We start from the raw sequence: 21,232 nt of genomic DNA, 5'->3' as shown, positions 1-21,232 counted from the left end.
CGGCCGCGGCCCCCCCCCACATAGTCCCCCCCACGCACGTGGGGGGCCGCGGGGCGCCCCCCCCGGGGCCGCCCCCCCCGCCCCCCCCCCCGCCCCCCCCCACTTCCGGACACCGTCCCGGCGGAAGGTGCGGGGAGAGGGCGTGGGATTCGCGCCAGGACCCGGTACGCTAGTGCCCGTCGGTACGAGTGGTGCCGTCGAGGGGCTTTAGCTCAGTTGGTAGAGCGCTGCCTTTGCAAGGCAGATGTCAGGAGTTCGAGTCTCCTAAGCTCCACAGTTCACAGATGTGGAAACAGCCGATCGGCCGCTGACCTGAATCCGGGTCAGCGGCCGATCGGCGTTCTCGCGCCCGTGCGGCCGGTCAGTGCGGCTTGCGCGGGTCGTGCGGCTTGGGGTGGTCGTCCTCCTCGCCGGGTGGCGGACCGGGCCTGGTGGCGTCGGTGGCCGCCTCGCTCCCGGTCTCCGGGTCCGATTCGTCCACCGGTGATCCGGCCGGAGCGCCGCCGCCCACGGCGTGGGCGCCGGTGTGCGGGGCCGTCGCGGCGGGGCCGCCCTCCCCGCTGGTCGTCGCGGACTGCCCGGCCGGCGGCTCGACCAGCCACTCGGGGTTGCTGCGGTGCCGCCACCACTGCCAGATCACGATGCCGCTGCCGATCGCGACGGCGCCGGCCACCGCCAGGCCGGTGGCCCAGGCGTTGCACTGCTTCTTCCTGAGGTTGCGGGCGGCGAGGTGGCTGATCTCGGCGGAGGTGACATTGCCCTGGAGCGCGGTCAGCGCGGCGGCGCCGCGGGTCTGGGCCTCCTGGGCGACCGGGGTGACGGCCGCGCGGGCCTCCTCGACCACCTGCACCACCTTGGGGCCGACGTTGCTCCTGGCCTGGTCGGCGGCGCGGGCCGCGGAGAGCCGGGCGGCCAGAGCGGCCTCCTGGGTGCGGTGCAGGGCCTTGAGGGCGTGCTGCTGGGCCTCGGGGGGCAGGCTGGCGAAGGCGTGACCGAACTGCGGGGCGACATGTCTGTCGTACTGGACGCGGACGCTGTGGGCGGCCTGGGCGGCCTTCGGGCCGAGTGCGTCCAGGGCGGGCCCCAGGCGTTGCTTCGCGTCGTCCGCCAGCTGTGCCGCGGTGTCCTTGGCGGTGGCGGCATAGGGCACGAGGGCGTCCCGGGTCTTGCCGGCCGTCTCACGGGCTGAGTCCAAACGGGTCACGAGTCTCTCCTCCTGGTGGCGTCCTTTATGCACATATCCACCTGAATGCTGATCATGCATGCTGATTTGTCCACCAGCACTCCGGAGTGGGCCGTACGCGGGGCGCGGGCGGCGCGGTGGCGGCGGTGGCGGCGCCGGGCGGGACGGGTGTGAACGGCCCGGGACGGGGTCACGATCGAGTCGACGGGGATCACCCCGTCGTTGATCCGGCCGCAGTACGCTGACGGTTCCGGTGGTACCCCGTTCGGCGGGTGGCGCCGGGTCCGCGCAGGAGAAGGGACGACCGCTGATGCTCCCGGACGAGCCAAGGCCGCCGGCCGATCCGACGCCGCGGCCCACGGGCGGGTCCGGGCTGCACCGGTGCTACCGGCACCCCGAGCAGGAGACCGGGATCGGCTGCGGCCGGTGCGGTCGGCCGATCTGCCCGCTGTGCATGGTGAGCGCCTCGGTGGGCTTCCACTGCCCGGAGTGCGTCAGCGGCGGCCACCGCGAGGTGCGGCGGGCGACCACCCGGTTCGGCGGGCAGCTGACCGCGGACGGCGCGCTGGTCACCAAGGTCCTGGTCGGGCTCAATCTGGCGGTCTTCGTGCTGGCCGCGTACGTGCTCAAGCCGTGGCTCGCCAATGACCTGTCGCTGTTCAGCGTCGGGCCGCAGATCACCGGCTTCCCGTCCGGCGTCGCGGCCGGGCCCGATCAGTGGTACCGGCTGCTGACCGCGACCTTCCTGCACACCGCGCCCTGGCACATCGCCACCAACATGGTGGTGCTCTGGGTGATGGGGCCGCCGCTGGAGATGGCGCTCGGCCGGCTCCGCTATCTCGGCCTGTACCTGGTCTCGGGCCTGGCCGGCAGCGCGTTCGCCTTCCTGGTGGCCGGTGGCTTCATGAACTCGCTGGGCGCCTCCGGCGCGGTCTACGGCCTGTTCGGCGCCACCGCGGTGATGTACCGCAGGACCAGGACGCCGCTCGCCCCGGTGATCGCGCTGCTGGTCTTCAATCTGATCGTCACCTTCGCGGTGCACTCGATCGACTGGCGGGCGCACATCGGCGGGCTGGTCGCGGGGACGCTGACCGCGATCGGGCTGATGTACGCCCCGCGCGAGCGCCGGACGGCCGTTCAGGGGCTCACGGTGGCGGTGATGGCGGGCGTGGTGCTGCTGCTGGTCCTGATCGGGACCGCCCGCTACGGCGGGTGACGCATCCGGACGTTTGTCCACAACGGGTGCGGGGTTGTGCACAGCCGGTGGGAGAAGTGCGCGGTGGACGGCTGTTCTACGCGTGTCCTGCTGTGTGGATTTGCTATTCGGGGGAGGGCGCGCAGGGGTGCGGAAGGCGCGCCGGGCGCGAGTTATCCACAGCCTGGGGGGACTTTTCCCCAGTGTGGATAACCATGTGGATAAGCCGGATAGCACGATAGTCGCGTTAGCGCGATTGTCGCGTCGGGGTAGGGCAGGGCACAGCGAGGGGCCGCCGACCGGGCCGGTCGGCGGAGTGCGGGCGCACCACCGAGCCGTCCCGGGACGTGACGTCCGGGACGGCGGGTGTGCTCGGGGCCGGAAGACGCTCAGGGGCGGGGCCCCGGCGTCACTTCCACTGGGTGGAGACGCCGAATCCCGCGGCGATGAAGCCGAAGCCCACCAGGATGTTCCAGTTCCGCCAGCTCTCCACCGGCCAGCTGCCGCTGGTCACGTAGTAGGTGACGATCCACACCAGGCCGACCAGGAACAGCGCCAGCATCAGGGGGGCGACCCAGCCGCGGCCCGAACTGATCTTCACCGTGGCCGTCGTCGGCGGGGTGTAGTCGGACTTCTTGCGGAGTCGAGACTTCGGCACGAGGAGCTCTCCTGTCGATGCGCTGTGAGACCGCGCAGGGGGTGCAGCGGAGGTGAGGCGGCTGGTGCTGACGGCTGTGCGGAATGCCATGGGGACCGGCCCCGCACATGCCACCGGCGTCCGTTAGCGTAGTGGCTCTGCGGGTCTGAAGGAGATAAGGGTACGGTGCCTAATTTGTCGATTCCCCCTCGGCCGGCCCGCACCCGGGCTTCCGGCACCCGAATTGTCGGCCGTGCCCTGACCTGCGCCGTCTTCGCGCTCGCCGGACTGCTCTTCTACATCAGCGCGCAGACCGCCCGCGGCACCGATCTGCGCACCGACAACTCCCTGCTGAGCCTCGGCGACGTGATACGCCAGCGGAGCTCGCAGAACCAGCAGGCCCAGGCCCAGCTCGCCGACCTCCAGGCCCGGTCCCAGCAGCTGACCCAGCAGCAGGGCCGCAGCCCGGCCGACGCCGCCCGGCTGGACACCCTGCACCAGGCCGCCGCGCTGGACCCGCTCCAGGGGCCCGGCCTGACCGTCACCCTCAACGACGCCCCGCCGAACGCGACCGCGCGCATCCCCGGGGTGCCCGCGCCCGGCGTCAACGACCTGGTCATCCACCAGCAGGACATCCAGGCGGTGGTCAACGCGCTCTGGCGGGGCGGCGCCGAAGGCGTCCAGGTGATGGACCAGCGGCTCGTCTCCACCAGCGCCGTCCGCTGCGTGGGCAACACCCTGCTGCTCCAGGGCCGGGTCTACTCGCCGCCGTACGTGGTCAAGGCGGTCGGGAAGACGGACGTGCTGCGGGCGGCGGTGGACGCGGACCCGGCGATCCGCAACTACCTGCAGTACGTCCAGGCGTACGGGCTGGGTTGGAAGGTCCAGGAGAGCGGCGACCTCACGGTGCCCGGCTACTCGGGCACCACCGACCTGCGCTCGGCGGGCGGTCAGTAGCGGCCGACCGGCCCGGCGTCCCCCGGATCCGGCACCGCCCGGTGGGCCGTCTCGGCGGGCCGCCCCCCGGGCTCAGATCACGGGTCTACTCTTGACCCCAGTCTGTTACGTCGAGGGAGCACCATGTACGGCTGGATCTGGCGTCACCTTCCGGGGAATTCCCTGGTCCGGGCCATCATCTCGCTGCTCCTCGTCCTGGGGGTGGTCTACCTCCTGTTCACGTACGTCTTCCCGTGGGCGGAACCGCTGCTGCCCTTCGGCGACGTCACAGTGGACGGCGGCGACGGCGCCGTCGGCTGATCCGGCGGCCCTGCTCTTCCTCCCAGCCCCCGCATCCCACGGAGATAGCGCGCGAATGACCTCCCAGCCGGCCTCCCCCCGCATCCTGGTTGTCGACAACTACGACAGCTTCGTCTTCAACCTGGTCCAGTACCTCTACCAGCTCGGCGCCACCTGCGAGGTGGTGCGCAACGACGAGGTGACGGTCGAGCACGCGGTGCGCCGCGACGGCGAGGCGGGCTTCGACGGGGTGCTGCTCTCGCCCGGCCCCGGCGCGCCGGAGGAGGCCGGGGTCTGCATCGAGATGGTGCACCACTGCGCCAGGATCGGGCTGCCGGTCTTCGGCGTCTGCCTCGGCCTGCAGTCGATCGCGGTGGCGTACGGCGCGGTGGTCGGCCGGGCGCCGGAGCTGCTGCACGGCAAGACCTCGCTGGTCGAGCACGAGGACGGCGGGGTGTTCGAGGGCCTGCCCTCGCCGCTCACCGCGACCCGGTACCACTCGCTGGCGGTCGAGCCGGCCACCGTGCCCGACGAGCTGGTGGTCACCGCCCGGACCGAGAGCGGCGTGATCATGGGCCTGCGCCACCGGGAGCTGCTGGTGGAGGGCGTGCAGTTCCACCCGGAGTCGGTGCTCACCGAGGGCGGCCACCGGATGCTCGCCAACTGGCTGGCCGAGTGCGGCGATCCGCGGGCGGTGGGTCGTTCGGCCGGGCTCGCCCCGGTGATCGGCCGGGGCTGAGCGGGATGACCGCGGTGCGTCCGGAGGGGCGTTACCAGTCGGGGGCGGACGGGCCCGGGGCCGGCGACCAGTACAGCCGCACCGATCCGTACGGTGCCCACCAGGGCGGGCCCGGCGACCGGACGTACCAGGAGCGGCAGCTCCGGCTCGGCGGCCACATCCCGGTCCAGCAGTCCCACCCCTCGCAGCAGTCCGGTCCGCCGCAGGGCGGGGCCGACGACGGCTGGGGCGTGTACGAGCAGGCCGAGCAGCCCGTTCCGGGCGGCCAGGGCGGTGCGGACGACCAGGACGGCGCAGGCCTGCCCGAGTACCCCTGGCTGGCCGACCAGACCCTCCAGCTGCGCCTTCCGCAGGCGCGCGAGGAGGAACCGCCCACCGGTGGCCGGGCCGAGCGCCGGCGTGCCGCCCAGGGCCGGATGTCGGTACGCGCGGGCGGCGGGCGCCGCCGGGCGGGCGGCCGGGCCGGCGGAGCGGCGCGGGTGCGGCCCAAGGAGTCGCCGGTCGTGGTGGCCGCCCGGCTGGTCGGTGAGCTGTGCATAACGCTCGGCGTGGTGATGCTGCTGTTCGTCTCGTACCAGCTCTGGTGGACCAATGTGCAGGCCGACGCGGCCGCCGACGGTGCCCGCAACCAGCTGGAGCAGCAGTTCGACGCCGCCCCGGCCCCCGGCGCGCCGGGGCAGCCGGCGCCGGACCCGGCCAAGCCGGAGGTGTTCGAGCCCGGCAAGGGCTTCGCGATCATCCACCTGCCCAAGCTCGGCCTGAAGTTCCCGATCGCGGAGGGCACCGCCAAGTCGTCGGTGCTCGACAAGGGCCTGGTGGGCCACTACTCCGGCACCGGGATGCCGGCCGACAAGGCCGGGAACTTCGCGCTGGCCGCGCACCGCAACACCCACGGTGAGCCGTTCCGGCACATCAACCAGCTCGGCAAGGGCGACAAGATCGTGGTGGAGACCGCGACCGCGTACTACACCTACGAGGTCACCGGCGGCATTCCGGAGACCCCGCCGTCGAACGTCAGTGTGATCAAGCCCGTCCCCAACGGCGCCGGATACAACCAGGCGGGCCGGTACATCACACTGACCACCTGCACGCCGGAGTTCAGTTCCAAGGCAAGGCTGATCGTCTTTGGCAAGATGATCGAGGAACGGCCGCGGAGCCAGGGCAAGCCGGCCGGCCTCACGGTCAACTAGCACCATGGCGGGCGGCCCGTCGCACGGCGCTCAGGCAGAGGGGGAGATCACGTGACCCAGGACGAGACGGCGGAGTGGGCGGAACCGGCGGCAGAGGCCTTTCCACCGCCCGCACCCGCCCGTCGGCGGCGGGGCCGCGCGCTGGCCGCGGTCGGTGTCTTCGGCGAACTGCTGATCACCCTGGGCCTGGTGCTCGGCCTGTTCGTCGTGTACTCGCTCTGGTGGACGGACGTGCTGGCGGACCGCTCCGCCTCCGAGGCCTCCGACAAGCTGCGCAGCGCCTGGGCGGCCGGGGCCGGTCCGGGCACCCCTCAGGCCGCCCCGGGAGCCCCCTCGGGGGCGCCCACAGGGCCCGGCACGGCCTACGCGGCGGGCGACGGGGTCGGCTTCCTGCACGTTCCCGCGATGGGCCGGAACTACCAGGTGCTGATCCGGATGGGTACCGACACCGACACCCTGGCCGAGGGCGTCGCCGGGGTGTACGAGCAGCCCTACCGCGCCGCGATGCCCTGGGACGAGACCGGGAACTTCGCGCTCGCCGCGCACCGGGACGGCCACGGCGCCAAGTTCCACGACCTGGACGCGGTCCACAAGGGCGACGCGATCGTGGTCGAGACCAAGGACAAGTGGTACGTCTACAAGGCGGACAGCACCCTGCCGGAGACGTCCAAGTACGACACCGGCATCGTCGCCCCCGTCCCCAAGGGCTCCGGCTACCAGGCTCCGGGCCGCTACATCACCCTGACGACCTGTACGCCGGTCTACACCTCGCGCTACCGGATGGCGGTCTGGGGCAGCCTGGTCCGGGTGGACGACATGGACGCCAAGCGCACCCCGCCGCCCGAGCTGCGTCACTCCTGACCGGTCGGCGCCGGCCGGTCAGGAGGGTCCGACCGACGGACGGCCGGGGGTCGCGGCGGGCCGCTGCCCGGCGTCGCGAGTGAGGCTGCCGGCAGGAACGCCCACGGGCCCGCCGAAGCCGTTCGTAGCGGCTGCCGGCGGGCCCGTGGGCGTTCCCTCAGAAGAAGGGGAACCAGGGGCTAGGGGTTCCCCCCTTTGGTGGGCGGTGGGTTGGGGGTGTCCCCTTTGGCCGGATCAGCCGGCCTGGTCATCAGGGTCACCTGGGTGTTCGGGTCCAGCTTGGTGCCCGCGGGCGGGTTGACGCCCGTCACCACGGCGTTCGGGTCCTGCGGGCCGGACACACTGAAGCCGAGGCCGGCGTCCTGCAACTGCTTGATGGCGTCCTTGAGCGGGACGTTCTGCAACGCCGGAACGGTGGCCTTGTCCGGCGCCTTGTAGATGGTCAGAACGATCTTCGAGTTGGCCGGGACCTTGCTGTTCGCCTGGAGCGACTGCGAGGCGACGGTGTTGACCTTGGTCGGGTCGTTGGTCAGCGTGGTCTTCGACGCGTCGACCTGGAAGCCGGCGCTCTCCAGGGCGGCCTGCGCGGCCTCCTTCTGCTGGCCGAGCACGCTCGGGACCACCGTCTTGGCCTTGCCCTGCGAGATGGTCAGCTTGACCTGGGCGGTCGGGTCACCGGCCGCGTTGGCCGCCGGGTCCTGGGCGATGACCTGCTCCTGCGGGGCCGTGTCGTCGTCCTTGTACTCGGGGAGGACGTTGGTGAAACCGGCGTCGGCGAGCGCCTTGATCGCCGCGTCCTTGGTCTTGCCGACCACCGACGGAACGTTCGACTTGGCCGGGCCGGAGGAGAGCTGCACCGTGATGGTGGCGGTCTCGGCGACCTGGGTGGGGGCCGCCGGGTTCTGGGTGCAGACCTGGTCCTTCTTGATGTTGGTGTCCGGGCAGGCGATCTTCTCGCCCTCGGTCACCACCAGCTTGGGACCGGCCTGAACGGCGGCCGCCTTGGCGTCGGCCAGGCTCTTGCCCACCAGGTTCGGCGCCGCGATCTTGGGCGGCTCCTTGGTGGTGTCGTCCTTCTTGCCGCCGAACATCGCCTGGGCCACGAAGAAGGTGCCGACCAGGACCAGCACGGCGGCCACCGCCAGCACGATCCAGGAGGTGTTGCTCTTCTTCGGCGGCTCCTCGCCGCGCCGTCCGCCGCCGCGGCCGTAGCCGTCGTCGCTGCCACCGCCGGGGGCACCGGCGTAGGTCTGGCCGTAGCCGTCGTCCGGGTAGCCGGCCTGCTGGCCGTAGCCGGGCTGCCCGCCGGCGTGCGGGAGCACCGTGGTCGGACCGGAGCCGGGCTGCTGCGGCAGCACGTTGGTCTGGCCGTACGGGTCCTGCTGCTGCGGGTAGCCGTTCTGGTCGTAGCCGTAGCCGGCGGCGCCCATGCCGTAGGCGGCGGCCTGCTGGGCGGCGGCCACCGGCAGGCCGTCGAGGAAGCGCTCGATGTCGTCGCGCATCTCGTCGGCGCTCTGGTACCGGTAGTCGCGGTCCTTGGCGAGCGCCTTCAGCACGATCGCGTCGATCTCGGGGCGTACCTCGGGGTCGAAGACGGACGGCGGCTGTGCCTCTTCCCGGACGTGCTGGTACGCCACCGCGACCGGCGAGTCGCCGACGAACGGCGGGCGGACGGTCAGCAGCTCGTACAGCAGGCAGCCGGTGGAGTAGAGGTCGGAGCGGGCGTCCACCTGCTCGCCCTTGGCCTGCTCGGGGGAGAGGTACTGGGCGGTGCCGATGACGGCGGAGGTCTGCGTCATCGTCATGCCGGCGTCGCCCATCGCCCGGGCGATGCCGAAGTCCATGACCTTGACGTTGCCCTGCCGGGTCAGCATGACGTTGGCCGGCTTGATGTCGCGGTGCACGATGCCGGCCCGGTGCGAGTACTCCAGCGCCTGCAGGATGCCGATGGTCATCTCCAGCGCCCGTTCCGGCAGCAGCCGGCGGCCGGAGTGCAGCAGTTCGCGCAGGGTGGAGCCCTCGACGTACTCCATCACGATGTACGGGATGGAGATGCCGTCGATGTAGTCCTCGCCGGTGTCGTACACGGCGACGATCGCTGGGTGGTTGAGGGACGCCGCGGACTGGGCTTCACGGCGGAAGCGGGCCTGGAACGACGGATCCCTGGCCATGTCGGCCCGGAGCGTCTTCACTGCGACGGAACGGCCGAGCCGGGTGTCATGGCCGAGGTACACCTCGGCCATGCCGCCGCGCCCGAGGACGCCGCCGAGCTCGTACCTGCCGCCTAGGCGACGAGGCTCTTCCATAGTTCCGACCCTCTCCCTCACCCGCCGGTGAGGTTGTGACGTAGGTGTCCCCGCACGCTCTGAGTGACGCCGTCCGGGCCGCGGGTGGTTCTACGGCCGGACCTCGCTGCGCCCCGCGGGCGGGCAACGGGCACACCCGCTGCTTGCGGATACGCTACCGGTCGCACCGTCCGTGGCCGGAGTCGGCCGTCGGCCGATATCAGACCGGTATCCGGACAGAGGTGCCGATCGTGACATTCCACTCACTCGTGACGGCGGCCTCCCTACTTGCCGAGGGCCGCCTGCATCACCGCCTTGGCGATCGGCGCGGCCAGCCGGCCGCCGCTGATGCCGTCGCGGTTGTCCGAGCCGTCCTCGACCACGACCGCCACCGCGACCGACTGGCCGTCGGCGGTCTTGGCGAAGGAGGTGAACCAGGCGAACGGCAGGCCGGCGTTGTCCTCGCCGTGCTGCGCGGTACCGGTCTTGCCGCCGACGGTCAGGCCGGGGATCTTGGCGTTCTTGCCGGTGCCGTTCTCCACCACCGAGACCATCAGGTCCTGCATCTTCTGCGAGGTGGCCGGGCTCATCGGCTGGGAGAACTGCTTCTCGGTGTGCTTGGAGATGGTGGTCAGCGAGGCCGAGCGCTCCTGCTCCACCAGGTAGGGCTGCATCAGGCTGCCGTTGTTGGCGATGGCCGCGGAGACCATGGCCATCTGGAGCGGGGTGGCCCGGGTGTCGTGCTGGCCGATCGCGTCCTGCGCGGTGCCGTCCGGGGTGGAGTTGCTCGGGTAGACGCTCTTCTCGGAGCGGACCGGGGTGTCCACCGTGCTGTTGAAGCCGAACTTCTCGGCCTGCGCCCGCATCTTGTCCTTGCCCAGGTCGGCGCCGATCTTGCCGTAGACCGTGTTGCAGGACTGGTCCATGCCGGACTTCAGCGTGGCGTTCTCACACTGCTCGTACTGGCTCTCGTTCTTCAGCTCGGTCTTGGTGCCCGGCAGGACGTACGGGTTCGGGGTGTCGGTGGCGTCGTCGATGTTCTGGTACAGGCCGTTCTCGAACGCGGCGGTCGCGGTGACCAGCTTGAACGTCGAGCCGGGCGGGTACGTCTCGCGCAGCGCGCGGTTGAGCATCGGCTTGTTCGGATCCGCGTTGAGGTCCGTCCAGGCCTTGGTGTCGGCGGCGTCGCCGCCGGCGAAGGTGCCGGGGTCGTAGGACGGGGTGGAGACCATCGCCAGGATCGCTCCGGTGCGCGGGTCGAGCGCGACCACCGCGCCCTTCTTGTTGCCGAGGCCGTCGAAGGCGGCCTTCTGGGCCTTGGCGTTGATCGTGGTGAGGACGTCGCCGCCCTTCTTCGGCTCGCCGGTCAGCATGTCCAGGGTGTTGCGGAAGAACAGCCGGTCGTCGCTGCCGGAGAGGATGCCGTCCTCCAACTGCTCCAGCTGGCTGGCGCCGAAGGACTGCGAGGAGTACCCGGTGACGGGTGCGTACATCGGGCCCTCGAGCCAGGAGCGCTTGTACTTGTAGCGCAGGCCGTTGACGAAGTCCGACTGGGTGACCGGCTGGCCGCCGACGATGATGTTGCCGCGCGGGTGGGCGTAGCGGTCGTACACCTGGCGCTTGTTGTTCTTGTTGGTGGCCCAGGCCTCGGCCTGGACGCCCTGCACCCAGTTGGTGCGCACCATCAGGGCCAGGATCAGGACGAGGCAGAAGATCGAGACCCGACGGATCGGCTTGTTCATGAGGCGGACCCTCCCTGGATCTCGGTGGCGGGGGCCGGTTCGACCCCGGGGCGGCGGGCGCTGTCGCTGATCTTCAGCAGGATCGCGACCAGGGCCCAGTTGGCGACCACCGAGGACCCGCCCTGGGCGAGGAACGGCATGGTCATACCGGTCAGCGGAATGAGCCCGGTGACACCGCCGGCCACCACGAAGACCTGCAGCGCCATGGCCGAGGAGAGGCCGACGGCGAACAGCTTGCCGAACGGGTCGCGGGCGGCGATGGCGGTGCGCAGGCCGCGCTGGATCAGCAGGGCGTAGAGCATGAAGATCGCCATCAGGCCGGTGAGGCCGAGCTCCTCGCCGAAGGAGCCGAGGATGAAGTCGCTCTTGGCGGCGAAGTCGATCAGCCATGAGCGGCCCTGGCCGAGGCCCGAGCCGGTCACCCCGCCGGAGCCCAGCGCCATCAGCGACTGGCCGATCTGTTCGGTGGCGCCCTGTGGCGGTTTGGGCGCGAAGGCGGCCATCGGGTCGAGCCAGGCGTCGATCCGGGTCTTGACGTGGCTGGTGGTCGAGGCGACCGCGACGGCGCCGCCGATGGACATCAGCAGGCCGAAGATGATCCAGCTGGTCCGCTCGGTGGCGACGTAGAGCATCACCACGAAGAGGCCGAAGAAGAGGAAGGACGTGCCGAGGTCGTTCTCGAAGATCAGGATCAGCAGGCTGACCAGCCAGATCGCGATGATCGGACCGAGGTCGCGCCCGCGCGGCAGGTAGAGGCCCATGAACCGGCGGCTGGCCAGGGCCAGCGCGTCCCGCTTGACCATCAGGTAGCCGGCGAAGAACACGGTCAGGATGATCTTGGCGAACTCGCCCGGCTGGATGGAGAAGCTGCCCATCCGGATCCAGATCTTGGCGCCGAAGTCCTCCTTGCGGGACGGGAAGAAGGCCGGCGCCGCGAGCAGGACCAGGGCCAGCGCCATCGAGATGTAGGTGTAGCGCTGGAGGACCCGGTGGTCCTTCAGGAAGATCATGACGAAGATGAACAGCGCCACCCCGAGGCCCGACCACATCAGCTGGTTGGCGGCGGCGGGGTAGTTGTTGTGCAGGAGCTTGCCGGCCTTGTCGAGCCGCCAGATCATCACCACGCCGAGCCCGTTGAGCAGGGTGGCGATCGGCAGCATCAGCGGGTCCGCGTACGGCGCGAAGCGGCGCATCAGCAGATGCGCGATCAGGGCCAGCGCCCCCATGCCGAGCCCGTAGCCGAGCATGCCGGCCGGCAGCGAGTCGTCCATCGCGAGACCCACGTTGGCGTACGCGAGGACCGGCAGCAGCACGGCGAAGGCCAGCAGCGCCAGCTCGGTGTTGCGCCGGTTCGGCGTGCCCTGGGGGGAGATCGTGGTGTTGCCCCGGCGCCGCGAGGCGGCCCGGCCGGTCGGCCCGCCGGGGGTCCGGCGGTCGTCGGACCGGTTGCCCGGGCCACTGCTCAGGTCGAAGGTGCTCACGTGGAGGCCGCTCCCTGACGGCCGGCCGGCCCGCTGCGGGCGGGCCTATGTCGGGTCACGGGCGTCACTGCTTCGGGCAGGAGTCGGCCTTCAGCCGCTCCTCCTCGGTCAGGCCCGGCAGGTCGCTCTGCGGCCCGGCGGCCGGGGCGGCGGCGCTCTGGCTGGGTGCTGCGGCGCTCGGGGCGGCCGTGGCCGTCGCGGGTGCGCGGGTCGCGGACGGGCTCGGGGTGACGGCCGTCGTGAACGCCGCCTGGGTGACCGGCGCGGCCGGGTTGGCCGCGGTCGCCCGGGCGTCGGAGACCTTCCGGCAGAGTGCCGCCTGCTCGCCGAGCTTCTTCACCTTGTCGTCGGCGTCGCCCAGGCTGCTGGCGGAGATGGTGTTGGTGACGTGGGTGCGCTGGTCCTGCGGCAGGTACTTGAGCTCGATGTCCCGGTACGCGGTGTGCACCGAGGATAGGTTCAGGCCGGCCAGGCTCTGGTTGACGCCCTGGTAGACCGCGACGTGGTCGCCGTCCACGCCGACGTAGTACTGGCCCTGCGTCCACCGGTAGCCGAAGAAGCCGGCGCCGCCGAGCAGGCCCAGGGTGATCAGGCTCACCAGTGAGACCTTGAGCGCCCTGCCCTTGCGCTTCGGCCGCTCCTCGTCGTCGTAGTCCTCGGTGCCGTACACCGGGGGCTCGTCGGAGCCGTACCCGTCGTAGCCCTCGGCCGGGCCGAAGCTGGCCTGGCCGGGGTTGCCGTACCCGTCGTAGCCCTCGGCGGGGCCGAAGGCGCCCTGCGGGGCGCGCCCGAGGCCGGCCGCCCGGCCGGCCGGGGTGTCGAGGATCGACTGGTCGGCGGCGGCCGAGGACGGCGGGGTCTCGGCGACCGCGCCGACCACCACCGGGATGTCGTTGAACTGGCCGCTCAGGGTGTCCGTGGCGCCGACGTCGATGACGTCCGCCACGATGCAGGTGATGTTGTCCGGACCGCCGCCGCGCAGCGCGAGCTGGATCAGCTCCTGCACGGTCTGCTCGGGCGAGTAGAAGCTTCCGAGGGTGTCCTCGAGGGTCTGGTGGCTGACCGGGCCGGAGAGGCCGTCGGAACAGATCAGATAGCGGTCGCCGGCCCGTACCTCGCGGATCGACAGGTCGGGCTCGACCTGGCCGCGGCCGTCCAGCGCCCGCATCAGCAGGGAGCGCTGCGGGTGGGTCTCGGCCTCCTCCGCGGTGATCCGGCCCTCGTCGACCAGGCGCTGCACCCAGGTGTGGTCCTGGGTGATCTGCACCAGCGAACCGTCGCGCAGCAGATAGGCGCGGGAGTCGCCGACGTGCACCATGCCCATCCGCTGACCGGTCCAGAGCATGGCGGTGAGGGTGCAGCCCATGCCCTCCAGCTGCGGGTCCTCCTCGACCATCTGCCGGAGCCGGTCGTTGGCGCCCTGGACGGCGTCGCCGAGCAGGGTCAGCAGGTCGGCGCCCGGCACGTCCTCGTCCAGCCGGACGATCGAGCCGAGCACCTCCGAGGACGCGACCTCGCCGGCCGCGGCACCGCCCATGCCGTCGGCCACGGCAAGCAGCCGCGGCCCGGCGTAGCCGGAGTCCTCGTTCCCCTCCCGGATCAGTCCCTTGTGGGAGCCGGCGGCGAAGCGCAGCACCAGGGTCATGCGACCTGAGCCCCCCTCTGGGTCATGGACGGGATGCTGTCCCTCATGCGCTACTACTTCCGCAGTTCGATGACGGTCCTGCCGATACGGATCGGCATGCCCGGCTGGAGCGGGGTCGGCGCGGTCAGGCGCTGCCGGTCCAGATAGGTGCCGTTGGTGGAGCCTAGATCCTCGACCGTCCACTGCCCAGTCTGATCCGGATAGATCCTGGCATGCCGGGAGGACGCGTAGTCGTCGTCCAGCACGATGGTGGAGTCGTGCGCGCGGCCCAGCGTGATGGTCTGGCCCTGCAGCGCGACGGTGGTCCCGGCGAGCGAGCCCTGCACCACGACCAGCTGGGTCGGGGCGCCGCGGCGCCGGCCGCCGCCCTGGGTCTGCTGGGGGGGCGGGCCGGCGGCCTGGCCCTGCGGGGCGCGCCCGGGCCCGGGGGCCGGAGCCGAGGCGGTCGCGGCACCGCCCCGGCGGGAGGAACGGGGGTTCACCCTGGTCCCGAACAGGTCGCTGCGGATCACCTGGATCGCGACGATGACGAACAGCCACAGCACGGCGAGGAAACCCAGCCGCATGACCGTCAGGGTCAGTTCTGACATAACCGGCCCGCTCTACCCTTCGACCTGTCGGTAGACGATGGTGGTGGAGCCCACGACGATTCGCGAGCCGTCGCGGAGCGTAGCGCGCTGGGTGTGCTGTCCGTCCACCACGATGCCGTTGGTGGACCCGAGGTCGAGCACCATCGACGGGGTCCCGGGCCTGATCTCGGCGTGCTTGCGGGAGACCCCGGGGTCGTCGATCCGCACGTCCGCCTCGGTGGAGCGGCCGAGCACGCAGGCGTTCCCGGTGATCTGGTGACGGGCGCCGTTGACCTCGATCCAGCGGCGGACCGAGGTGCCGTGGCCGGCGCCCGGGAACGGGCGCACGTTGCCGCCGCCCGGGGCGGGCTGGCCCGGCGGCATGGCGGGGGGCGCGGCCGGCGGCGGGGGCGCGCCGTACGGGGCGGCGCTCTGCTGCTGCTGCCACGGTGCGCCGGGGGCCGGCGCGGCCGGCGGGCGGCCGTAGCCGGCCTGGGTCGGGTGCTGCTGCGGGGCCTGCTGCTGCGGCTCCTCGGCGGCCAGCGTGCGGCTGCGCACCCGGTACAGACCGGTGTCCAGGTCGTCGGCCTTCTCCAGGTTCACCTGGAGCGGGCCCATGAAGCTGTACCGCTGGGCCTCGGCGTACTCGCGGACCATGCCGGCCAGCTCGGTGCCCAGCTGGCCCGAGTAGGGGCTCAGGCGCTCGTGGTCGTGCGGGCTCAGCTCGACGATGAAGTCGTTGGGCACGACGGTGCGGTCGCGGTTCCAGATGCTCGCGTTGTTGTCGCACTCACGCTGCAGCGCGCCGGCGATCTCCACGGGCTGGACCTCGGACTTGAACACCTTGGCGAAGGTGCCGTTGACGAGACCCTCAAGTCGCTGCTCGAACTTCTTCAGCACTCCCATGGGGCACCCCCTTCCAGGGTTCGTTCGCCTGCCTTCCGACCGGATCCCGGGGAGCCGGTCGCGCCTACTTGCGGTACTTCCGTACTGATCGTATCCACGCCGGGGCCATCCGTACGGTTCCCGGACCGCGTGGTGCCCGGGGGTGGGCTCGGACACACAGGGTGACGCATCCCTGCGGCAGCATGCCAGGAGTACCCGTCCGACCGGGCCCTCATCTCTCGCTCGCCAGTTCGCCGGACATCCGTTCGGATGCGCTCGGCCCCCAGGGAAACGGATTCGGAGGTGACCCGCAGGTCGTGCTAATGTTTTCCACGTCGGAAGGGGCACCCGAAAGGGAGCCGGATCGAAGAACCGCGAAGGCCACATGGTATCGAGCGGATCGGTTGATCGGTTGGCAACCACGACAGGCACCCATGCGCGGGTGGCGGAATAGGCAGACGCGCTGGATTCAGGTTCCAGTGCCCGAAAGGGCGTGGGGGTTCAACTCCCCCCTCGCGCACAGCGAAGCCCCGCAGATCTTCGGATCTGCGGGGCTTTCTCGTTCTCCCGGTCGGGTGCCCGGGGCGGGTCCGGGTGCCCGCGGGCCGCTCACTCGTGGGTGGCGGGCAGCTCGGCCCGGACCTCGAAGCCGCCGTCCGGGGTCGGCCCGGCGGCGAGGGTGCCGCCGAGCAACTGGGCCCGCTCGCGCAGGCCGACCAGCCCGTGGCCGCCGCCCGGCAGGGTCTCGGCGGGCCGGACCGGCGGGATCCCGTTGCGGATCTCGACCCGCAGCCGGCGGCCCTTGGCCCGGACCCTGACGTGCACGGTGGCGTCCGGGGCGTACTTGGTGATGTTGGTGAGCGCCTCCTGGACCGTACGGTAGGCGGCCCGCTCGACCGCCTCCGGCCAGGGCCGGTCGCCGGGGGACAGATCCGTGTCGGCGGCCAGGCCGCTCTCCTCGATCAGCCGGGGCAGGTCCGCCAGCCGGGGCTGCGGGGCCAGCGGCATGTCCCCGCGCGGTCCGGCGGCGCGCAGCACCCCGACCATCTGCCGCAGCTCGTCGAGGGTGCGGACGGAGAGCTCCCGGATGGTCCGGGCGGTGGCCGCGGCGGCCGGGTCGGCGGTGCTCACCTGGAGCGCGCCGGCCTGGATGCTGATCAGGCTGACCTGGTGCGAGACCACGTCGTGCATCTCCCGGGCGAGCCGGCCCCGCTCGCTGATCAGCACCCGCTCGGCCAGCAGCCGGCTCTCCCGCTCCTGGCCGCGGGTCAGCTCGTCCAGCCTGGCCGCCAGCTCCCGGCGGGTGCGGGAGAGCAGGCCGGTGGCGGCCGGCCCGGCCGCCAGCATCACGGACTGGATGGCGTAGAGCGCGGTCTCCCGGGTCAGGGCGAAGGACTGCTCGGAGAGCGGCCAGTGGAAGAACTCGACCAGCGCGAACAGGGTCGCGCAGGGCACCATCACCCGGGGGCGGGGGCGCTCGGCGGCCACCGTGTAGACGGCGGTGATCGGGGAGAGCCAGATGTCGGCGAAGTAGCTGCCGGGCATGGTCAGCAGCAGGACGGCCACCGGGAAGCGCCGGCGCCAGGGCAGCACCACGGCGGCCAGGACCGAGAACACGACCTGCCACCAGGTGGCGTCCCGGGCCACCAGGGTGGCGTCCACCAGGGAGTAGAGGGCGGGCAGCAGCAGCATCAGCCAGGGCGCGGTGAGCCGGGCCGGCAGGTGTCTGGAGGGGAACGGGTCGGTGCCGGTCATGCCCCGTCGCCGGGTTTCGGCCGGACCAGACCGGCCCGGTGGGCGATCACGGCGGCCTGCACCCGGTTGGCGGCGCCGAGCTTGCCGAGGATCGCGCTGATGTGGTCCTTGACCGTGCCGGTGCCGAGGAAGAGCCGGTCGGCGATCTCGGCGTTGGACAGGCCCTCGCCGAGCAGGGCCAGGACGTCGAGCTCGCGGCCGGTGAGGGTGCGGGCCAGTGCGCCGGCCTCGGCGTCCGGGCCGCCGCCGTCGACGTAGCCGCCGATCACGGTGCGGGTGACGGTCGGGGAGAGGATGCTGCCGCCGGCCGCGAGCACCCGGACGGCGTGCACCAGCTGGTCCGGGGCGGTGTCCTTGAGCAGGAAGCCGACGGCGCCGGCCCGCAGCGCGGTGCCGATGTACTCGTCGGTGTCGAAGGTGGTGAGCATCGCCACGGCCGGCGGGTCGGGCAGGGCGCGCAGCCGGCGCAGCACCGAGATGCCGTCGAGGTCCGGCATCCGGATGTCGAGCAGCACGACGTGCGGGCGCAGGCGCTGGACGCATCCCTCGGCCTGGCCGCCGGAGCAGTCGCCGACCACCTCCAGATCGGGGGCGGAGCCGACGATGAGGCCGAGGCCGGAGCGGACCAGGATCTCGTCGTCCACGATCAGCACGCGGGTGGTGGTGATGGTCCCTCCTCGGTTCGGGCGGCCGGGTCCGGCCGGTCCGCAGCAGTGGTTTCGAGCCTAGGGGGTGTCTGACAATTCCCGCGGAACGCGTGGCTGCGGCGGAACCCCCGCCGTTCGGCGGGGGTCGGAATCGGCTACCGGGTTCACGCGATTCTCACGCTGAGTGGGGAACCATGGAGTTGGCTGCCCGTTCGCCGGTTTCCGGCCGTGGCGAGGGCCGCCGGTCAGTCCGTCGGGCCCGTGCGGGCGCCCGGCGCCGGGCCGTGTGCGGATGCGCCCCACCATCTGATCGTTTGGAATTGAGCTGTGTCGTCCACTGTGAAGTCGGAGCCGTCCGCCGCGTCCGCCGGGCCCCGGCCCGTCGGCCTGCTCGAGCGCTGGAGGCCCAGGGCGGCGACCGCGACCGTCTGGTACATGCGGCTGCTGGCCCTGCTGAACCTGGCGACGGTGCTGCTGGCACCGTTCCGGCACCAGGTGACCGAGCACAACGAGGGTGAGTACTTCACCCCGTACCTGATGACGGCCGGCCTGGCGAGCGCGGTGCTGTCGGTGTTCCTGGCGGTCGCCATGCGGCGGCGCAAGCGGGCCGCGTGGATCTTCAACACCGCGCTGGCCGGGGTGTTCGCCCTGCTCTACCTGGTCGTCATGGTGTTGCCCGGCGAGCGGTTCAGCCGGCACCCGCTGAACTACTTCTCCACCGTGCTGACCTGCCTGTTCGTGCTGGCCCTGCTGATCGGGCGGAAGGAGTTCACCTCCAAGGGCGACCGCTCCAACCCGAAGACCGCGGCGGCCGCGTTCGTCGGCGGCCTGCTGTTCGGCGGCGGCGTCGGCGCGCTGCTGGTCTGGATGAACAACAGCCTGCCCGGCGCCGGCTTCTGGGACCTCTTCCGCTACTCGGTCGGCCGGATGATCACCATCACCCCGACCGAGCACCTGCGCTCGGTGATCTCCGCCCCGACCTGGGTGAACGCCGTCATCAACGCGATGGGCGCGGTGCTCTTCCTGCTGGTGCTCTATGTGGCGTTCCGCAGCCCGCGGGACAAGGAACTGCTCACCCCGGAGGACGAGGTCCGGCTGCGCGCGCTGCTGGACAAGCAGGGCGAGCGGGACTCGCTGGGCTATTTCGCGCTGCGCCGGGACAAGGCGGTGGTCTTCTCCGCCAGCGGCAAGGCGGCGGTGACCTACCGGGTGGTCGGCGGGGTCTCGCTGGCCTCGGGCGACCCGATCGGCGACCCGGAGGCCTGGCCGGGGGCGATCGACGCCTGGCTGTCCGAGGCCCGCGAGCACGCCTGGGCGCCGGCCGTGATGGGGGCCTCCGAGGAGGCCGGGGTGATCTACGCCCGGCACGGGCTGGACGCGCTGGAGCTGGGTGACGAGGCGATCGTCGAGCTGGACGAGTTCTCGCTGGACGGCCGGGCGATGCGGGTGGTCCGGCAGGCCTACAACCGGGTCAAGCGGGCCGGGTACACCGTGCGGATCCGGCGGCACGAGGAGATTCCCGAGTGCGAGATGGCGGAGCTGGTGGCCAAGGCCGACCAGTGGCGCGACGGCGCGACCGAGCGCGGCTTCTCGATGGCGCTCGGCCGGCTCGGCGACCCGGGCGACGGGCGCTGCGTGATGCTGGAGTGCCACGACGGGGACGGTGAGCTGAAGGCGCTGCTGAGCTTCGTGCCGTGGGGTGCGGACGGGCTCTCGCTGGACCTGATGCGCCGGGCCCGGGACACCGAGAACGGCCTGATGGAGTTCATGGTGATCGAACTTCTGCAGCGCGCGCGGGAGGTCGATCTGGCCCGGGTGTCGTTGAACTTCGCGATGTTCCGTTCCGTTTTCGAGCGCGGTTCGCGGCTCGGCGCCGGTCCGGTGCTGCGGCTCTGGCGCTCGGTGCTGGGTTTCTTCTCGCGCTGGTGGCAGATCGAGTCGCTGTACCGGGCCAACGCGAAGTACCGGCCGATCTGGGAACCGCGGTATCTGCTGTTCGAGAAGAGCAGCGAGATTCCGCGGATCGGTATCGCGAGCGCGCGGGCCGAGGGCTTCATCACCGCACCGAGCCTGCCCGCCCTGTTCCGTCGACGGCACGCGGGTCCCGCCGTGGTGGCGCCCCGGGTGCCGATGGCGGCACAGGACGGGAAGGGGTAGTCCCTCCGCCGGGGGGCGGAGGGGACCGGCCGTCCGGACGGGGGGTGTTTTCGGGGTGGTTTCTCCCCCCAGAGGATGACGGGGATCCCCTCTTAATGTCGATGTGGATTCTTTAACCGGCTTCTAATGTTGGGGTAGTTGGGGAAGGCGTTCGCGGCTTCGGGGATTTGGAGAGACGGCTGTGATTCACAGGACCCACGCGGGGGGCGTGCGAAAGGGGCCGGTGGCTACTGCCGCCGAGGCCGCTGTCGCCGAGTGGGGAACGTTGTTCGGGACGGTCCGGGAGCGGGTGGCGAGCAGGAAGTTCGCCGCTGTACCGCTGGCCACCACGGCGACGTTTCTGATCCTGCTGTTCAGCATCGTGCAGCACCTGCCGGGCGGGGAGCGGTTCGTCACCCATATCGGGGTGGTGAAGGCCGCGCTGCCGCTGGAGGTCTCGCTGCTGCGTACGCCGCTGTCGCTGTACGTGCCGGCGCTGGACCTGCCGGTCTGGGGGGCGCTGGCCCAGGTGTTCGTGGTCTTCGGGATCGCCGAGATCGTGCTCGGCCGACGGCTGACCCTGGTGGTGGCCTACGCCTGCACCCTGGCCGGGACGCTGTTCGCCCGGGTGGGTGTGGCGATCGGCCCGAGCCACGTGTTCGGCTTCCCGAAGTGGGTCGCGTACGTCCGGGACACCGGCCCCTCGGCCGCGGTGGTGGCGCTGGCGATCTGCATCGCGTTCCGCTGCCGGGCCTGGCTCACCGCCGGGCTGGTGGTGGCGCTGATGGTCGGCGAGGCGGTCGTCCTGCCGAATCTGGCGGGTCTGGAGCACGTCGTCGCGGTGATCACCGCGCTGCTGATCGCGGTCTCGGTGGAGGTGTTCGGGGACTTCTGGCCGCGGGTGCTGGCCGGGGTCGGTGCCGCGACCTCGGTGGCGGCGGCCGCCTCGCTGGAGGTCGCGGCGGAGGCCCGGCGTCGTACCTCGGCGGGCGCGGCGATCCCCTGAAGGCGCACTCCGCCGGCCTGCCCGCCGGGGCGGACGGGCC

The 21,232-nt window shown here is 71.7% G+C and carries 18 protein-coding genes and 2 tRNA genes; 10 read left to right on the top strand and 10 right to left on the bottom strand.

Going from position 1 to position 21,232, the window contains the following annotated elements; all coding sequences use genetic code 11:
* Positions 1-201 precede the first annotated feature (201 nt).
* Positions 202-274, top strand: a tRNA-Ala gene (locus ACIO5D_RS20970).
* An 87-nt stretch (positions 275-361) separates the two neighbouring features.
* Here ACIO5D_RS20970 and ACIO5D_RS20965 read toward each other — a convergent pair.
* On the bottom strand, positions 362-1,204 hold the full coding sequence (locus ACIO5D_RS20965; protein ID WP_363613071.1) for a DUF5324 family protein: 843 nt from the start codon (positions 1,202-1,204) through the stop codon (positions 362-364).
* Positions 1,205-1,493: 289 nt separating this feature from the next.
* Between ACIO5D_RS20965 and ACIO5D_RS20960 the strand changes: the two genes are divergently transcribed.
* The gene (locus tag ACIO5D_RS20960) at positions 1,494-2,399 is read left to right on the top strand and encodes a rhomboid family intramembrane serine protease (protein ID WP_400796934.1); all 906 of its coding nucleotides are present in this window, start codon (positions 1,494-1,496) and stop codon (positions 2,397-2,399) included.
* A gap of 388 nt (positions 2,400-2,787) precedes the next feature.
* Here the strand turns inward: ACIO5D_RS20960 and crgA are convergent, their stop codons facing one another.
* The gene (gene crgA, locus ACIO5D_RS20955) at positions 2,788-3,036 is read right to left on the bottom strand and encodes a cell division protein CrgA (protein WP_350560558.1); all 249 of its coding nucleotides are present in this window, start codon (positions 3,034-3,036) and stop codon (positions 2,788-2,790) included.
* 180 nt (positions 3,037-3,216) lie between these two features.
* Here crgA and ACIO5D_RS20950 point away from each other — a divergent pair, with 180 nt between their 5' ends.
* The 5 genes from ACIO5D_RS20950 (at position 3,217) to ACIO5D_RS20930 (ending at position 7,041) form a co-directional block, all read left to right on the top strand.
* Positions 3,217-3,972, top strand: coding sequence for a DUF881 domain-containing protein (locus ACIO5D_RS20950; RefSeq protein ID WP_363613090.1), 756 nt, complete (start codon positions 3,217-3,219; stop codon positions 3,970-3,972).
* A 123-nt stretch (positions 3,973-4,095) separates the two neighbouring features.
* Entirely contained in the window at positions 4,096-4,272 is a 177-nt protein-coding gene (locus ACIO5D_RS20945; protein WP_363613076.1) for a hypothetical protein, read from the top strand.
* A 55-nt stretch (positions 4,273-4,327) separates the two neighbouring features.
* Positions 4,328-4,990 (top strand): aminodeoxychorismate/anthranilate synthase component II, encoded by a 663-nt coding sequence (locus ACIO5D_RS20940; protein ID WP_363613078.1) that lies wholly within the window; start codon positions 4,328-4,330, stop codon positions 4,988-4,990.
* Between the two features lie 5 nt (positions 4,991-4,995).
* A complete protein-coding gene (locus ACIO5D_RS20935; protein WP_363613080.1) occupies positions 4,996-6,180 on the top strand; it encodes a class E sortase in 1,185 nt (394 codons plus the stop codon).
* Between the two features lie 51 nt (positions 6,181-6,231).
* Positions 6,232-7,041, top strand: a complete 810-nt coding sequence (locus tag ACIO5D_RS20930; RefSeq protein WP_363613082.1) for a class E sortase — start codon at positions 6,232-6,234, stop codon at positions 7,039-7,041.
* 179 nt (positions 7,042-7,220) lie between these two features.
* Here the strand turns inward: ACIO5D_RS20930 and pknB are convergent, their stop codons facing one another.
* The 6 genes from pknB to ACIO5D_RS20900 all read right to left on the bottom strand — a co-directional run bounded on the left by pknB (position 7,221) and on the right by ACIO5D_RS20900 (position 15,669).
* Entirely contained in the window at positions 7,221-9,347 is a 2,127-nt protein-coding gene (gene pknB / locus ACIO5D_RS20925; protein WP_400796929.1) for a Stk1 family PASTA domain-containing Ser/Thr kinase, read from the bottom strand.
* Positions 9,348-9,610: 263 nt separating this feature from the next.
* Complete coding sequence (locus ACIO5D_RS20920) at positions 9,611-11,068, bottom strand: penicillin-binding protein 2 (protein WP_363613699.1); 1,458 nt, start codon at positions 11,066-11,068, stop codon at positions 9,611-9,613.
* The gene (locus ACIO5D_RS20915) at positions 11,065-12,441 is read right to left on the bottom strand and encodes an FtsW/RodA/SpoVE family cell cycle protein (RefSeq protein WP_363613745.1); all 1,377 of its coding nucleotides are present in this window, start codon (positions 12,439-12,441) and stop codon (positions 11,065-11,067) included. The genes ACIO5D_RS20920 and ACIO5D_RS20915 overlap by 4 nt, the downstream gene beginning before the upstream one ends.
* Positions 12,442-12,613: 172 nt before the next feature.
* A complete protein-coding gene (locus ACIO5D_RS20910) occupies positions 12,614-14,194 on the bottom strand; it encodes a PP2C family protein-serine/threonine phosphatase (RefSeq protein WP_400796927.1) in 1,581 nt (526 codons plus the stop codon).
* Between the two features lie 53 nt (positions 14,195-14,247).
* On the bottom strand, positions 14,248-14,784 hold the full coding sequence (locus tag ACIO5D_RS20905; protein WP_363613703.1) for an FHA domain-containing protein: 537 nt from the start codon (positions 14,782-14,784) through the stop codon (positions 14,248-14,250).
* A gap of 12 nt (positions 14,785-14,796) precedes the next feature.
* Positions 14,797-15,669 carry a DUF3662 and FHA domain-containing protein gene (locus tag ACIO5D_RS20900; RefSeq protein ID WP_363613705.1) on the bottom strand — a complete coding sequence of 291 codons (873 nt, stop codon included), beginning with the start codon at positions 15,667-15,669 and terminating at the stop codon, positions 14,797-14,799.
* A gap of 415 nt (positions 15,670-16,084) precedes the next feature.
* Between ACIO5D_RS20900 and ACIO5D_RS20895 the strand changes: the two genes are divergently transcribed.
* Positions 16,085-16,168: transfer RNA gene (locus ACIO5D_RS20895), tRNA-Leu, on the top strand.
* Between the two features lie 89 nt (positions 16,169-16,257).
* On the opposite strand, the gene ACIO5D_RS20890 is transcribed toward ACIO5D_RS20895, so the two are convergent.
* Together ACIO5D_RS20890 and ACIO5D_RS20885 are read right to left on the bottom strand one after the other, a co-directional pair.
* The gene (locus ACIO5D_RS20890) at positions 16,258-17,403 is read right to left on the bottom strand and encodes a sensor histidine kinase (protein WP_400654111.1); all 1,146 of its coding nucleotides are present in this window, start codon (positions 17,401-17,403) and stop codon (positions 16,258-16,260) included.
* Positions 17,400-18,050, bottom strand: coding sequence for a response regulator (locus ACIO5D_RS20885; protein WP_400797090.1), 651 nt, complete (start codon positions 18,048-18,050; stop codon positions 17,400-17,402). The genes ACIO5D_RS20890 and ACIO5D_RS20885 overlap by 4 nt, the downstream gene beginning before the upstream one ends.
* Before the next feature lie 327 nt (positions 18,051-18,377).
* Here ACIO5D_RS20885 and ACIO5D_RS20880 point away from each other — a divergent pair, with 327 nt between their 5' ends.
* Together ACIO5D_RS20880 and ACIO5D_RS20875 are read left to right on the top strand one after the other, a co-directional pair.
* Positions 18,378-20,207, top strand: a complete 1,830-nt coding sequence (locus ACIO5D_RS20880; protein WP_400796924.1) for a phosphatidylglycerol lysyltransferase domain-containing protein — start codon at positions 18,378-18,380, stop codon at positions 20,205-20,207.
* A 223-nt stretch (positions 20,208-20,430) separates the two neighbouring features.
* A complete protein-coding gene (locus ACIO5D_RS20875) occupies positions 20,431-21,192 on the top strand; it encodes a hypothetical protein (RefSeq protein ID WP_363613709.1) in 762 nt (253 codons plus the stop codon).
* The last annotated feature ends 40 nt before the right edge of the window (positions 21,193-21,232 follow it).

This window comes from Kitasatospora sp. NPDC087315 (genome assembly GCF_044744345.1).
In the GTDB taxonomy this organism is placed as follows: Bacteria; Actinomycetota; Actinomycetes; order Streptomycetales; family Streptomycetaceae; genus Kitasatospora.
Note: the sequence above shows the minus strand (reverse complement) of the source record. Positions and strands in the feature narration are given on the sequence as shown.

What these genes read in the sequence shown, in the direction of transcription:
- ACIO5D_RS20890 (WP_400654111.1), bottom strand. Translation starts at nt 17,403, where the DNA reads ATGACCGGCACCGACCCGTTCCCCTCCAGACACCTGCCGGCCCGGCTC.
- ACIO5D_RS20960 (WP_400796934.1), top strand. Translation starts at nt 1,494, where the DNA reads ATGCTCCCGGACGAGCCAAGGCCGCCGGCCGATCCGACGCCGCGGCCC.
- ACIO5D_RS20920 (WP_363613699.1), bottom strand. Translation starts at nt 11,068, where the DNA reads ATGAACAAGCCGATCCGTCGGGTCTCGATCTTCTGCCTCGTCCTGATC.
- ACIO5D_RS20905 (WP_363613703.1), bottom strand. Translation starts at nt 14,784, where the DNA reads ATGTCAGAACTGACCCTGACGGTCATGCGGCTGGGTTTCCTCGCCGTG.
- ACIO5D_RS20940 (WP_363613078.1), top strand. Translation starts at nt 4,328, where the DNA reads ATGACCTCCCAGCCGGCCTCCCCCCGCATCCTGGTTGTCGACAACTAC.
- pknB (WP_400796929.1), bottom strand. Translation starts at nt 9,347, where the DNA reads ATGGAAGAGCCTCGTCGCCTAGGCGGCAGGTACGAGCTCGGCGGCGTC.
- ACIO5D_RS20910 (WP_400796927.1), bottom strand. Translation starts at nt 14,194, where the DNA reads ATGACCCTGGTGCTGCGCTTCGCCGCCGGCTCCCACAAGGGACTGATC.
- ACIO5D_RS20900 (WP_363613705.1), bottom strand. Translation starts at nt 15,669, where the DNA reads ATGGGAGTGCTGAAGAAGTTCGAGCAGCGACTTGAGGGTCTCGTCAAC.
- ACIO5D_RS20945 (WP_363613076.1), top strand. Translation starts at nt 4,096, where the DNA reads ATGTACGGCTGGATCTGGCGTCACCTTCCGGGGAATTCCCTGGTCCGG.
- ACIO5D_RS20935 (WP_363613080.1), top strand. Translation starts at nt 4,996, where the DNA reads ATGACCGCGGTGCGTCCGGAGGGGCGTTACCAGTCGGGGGCGGACGGG.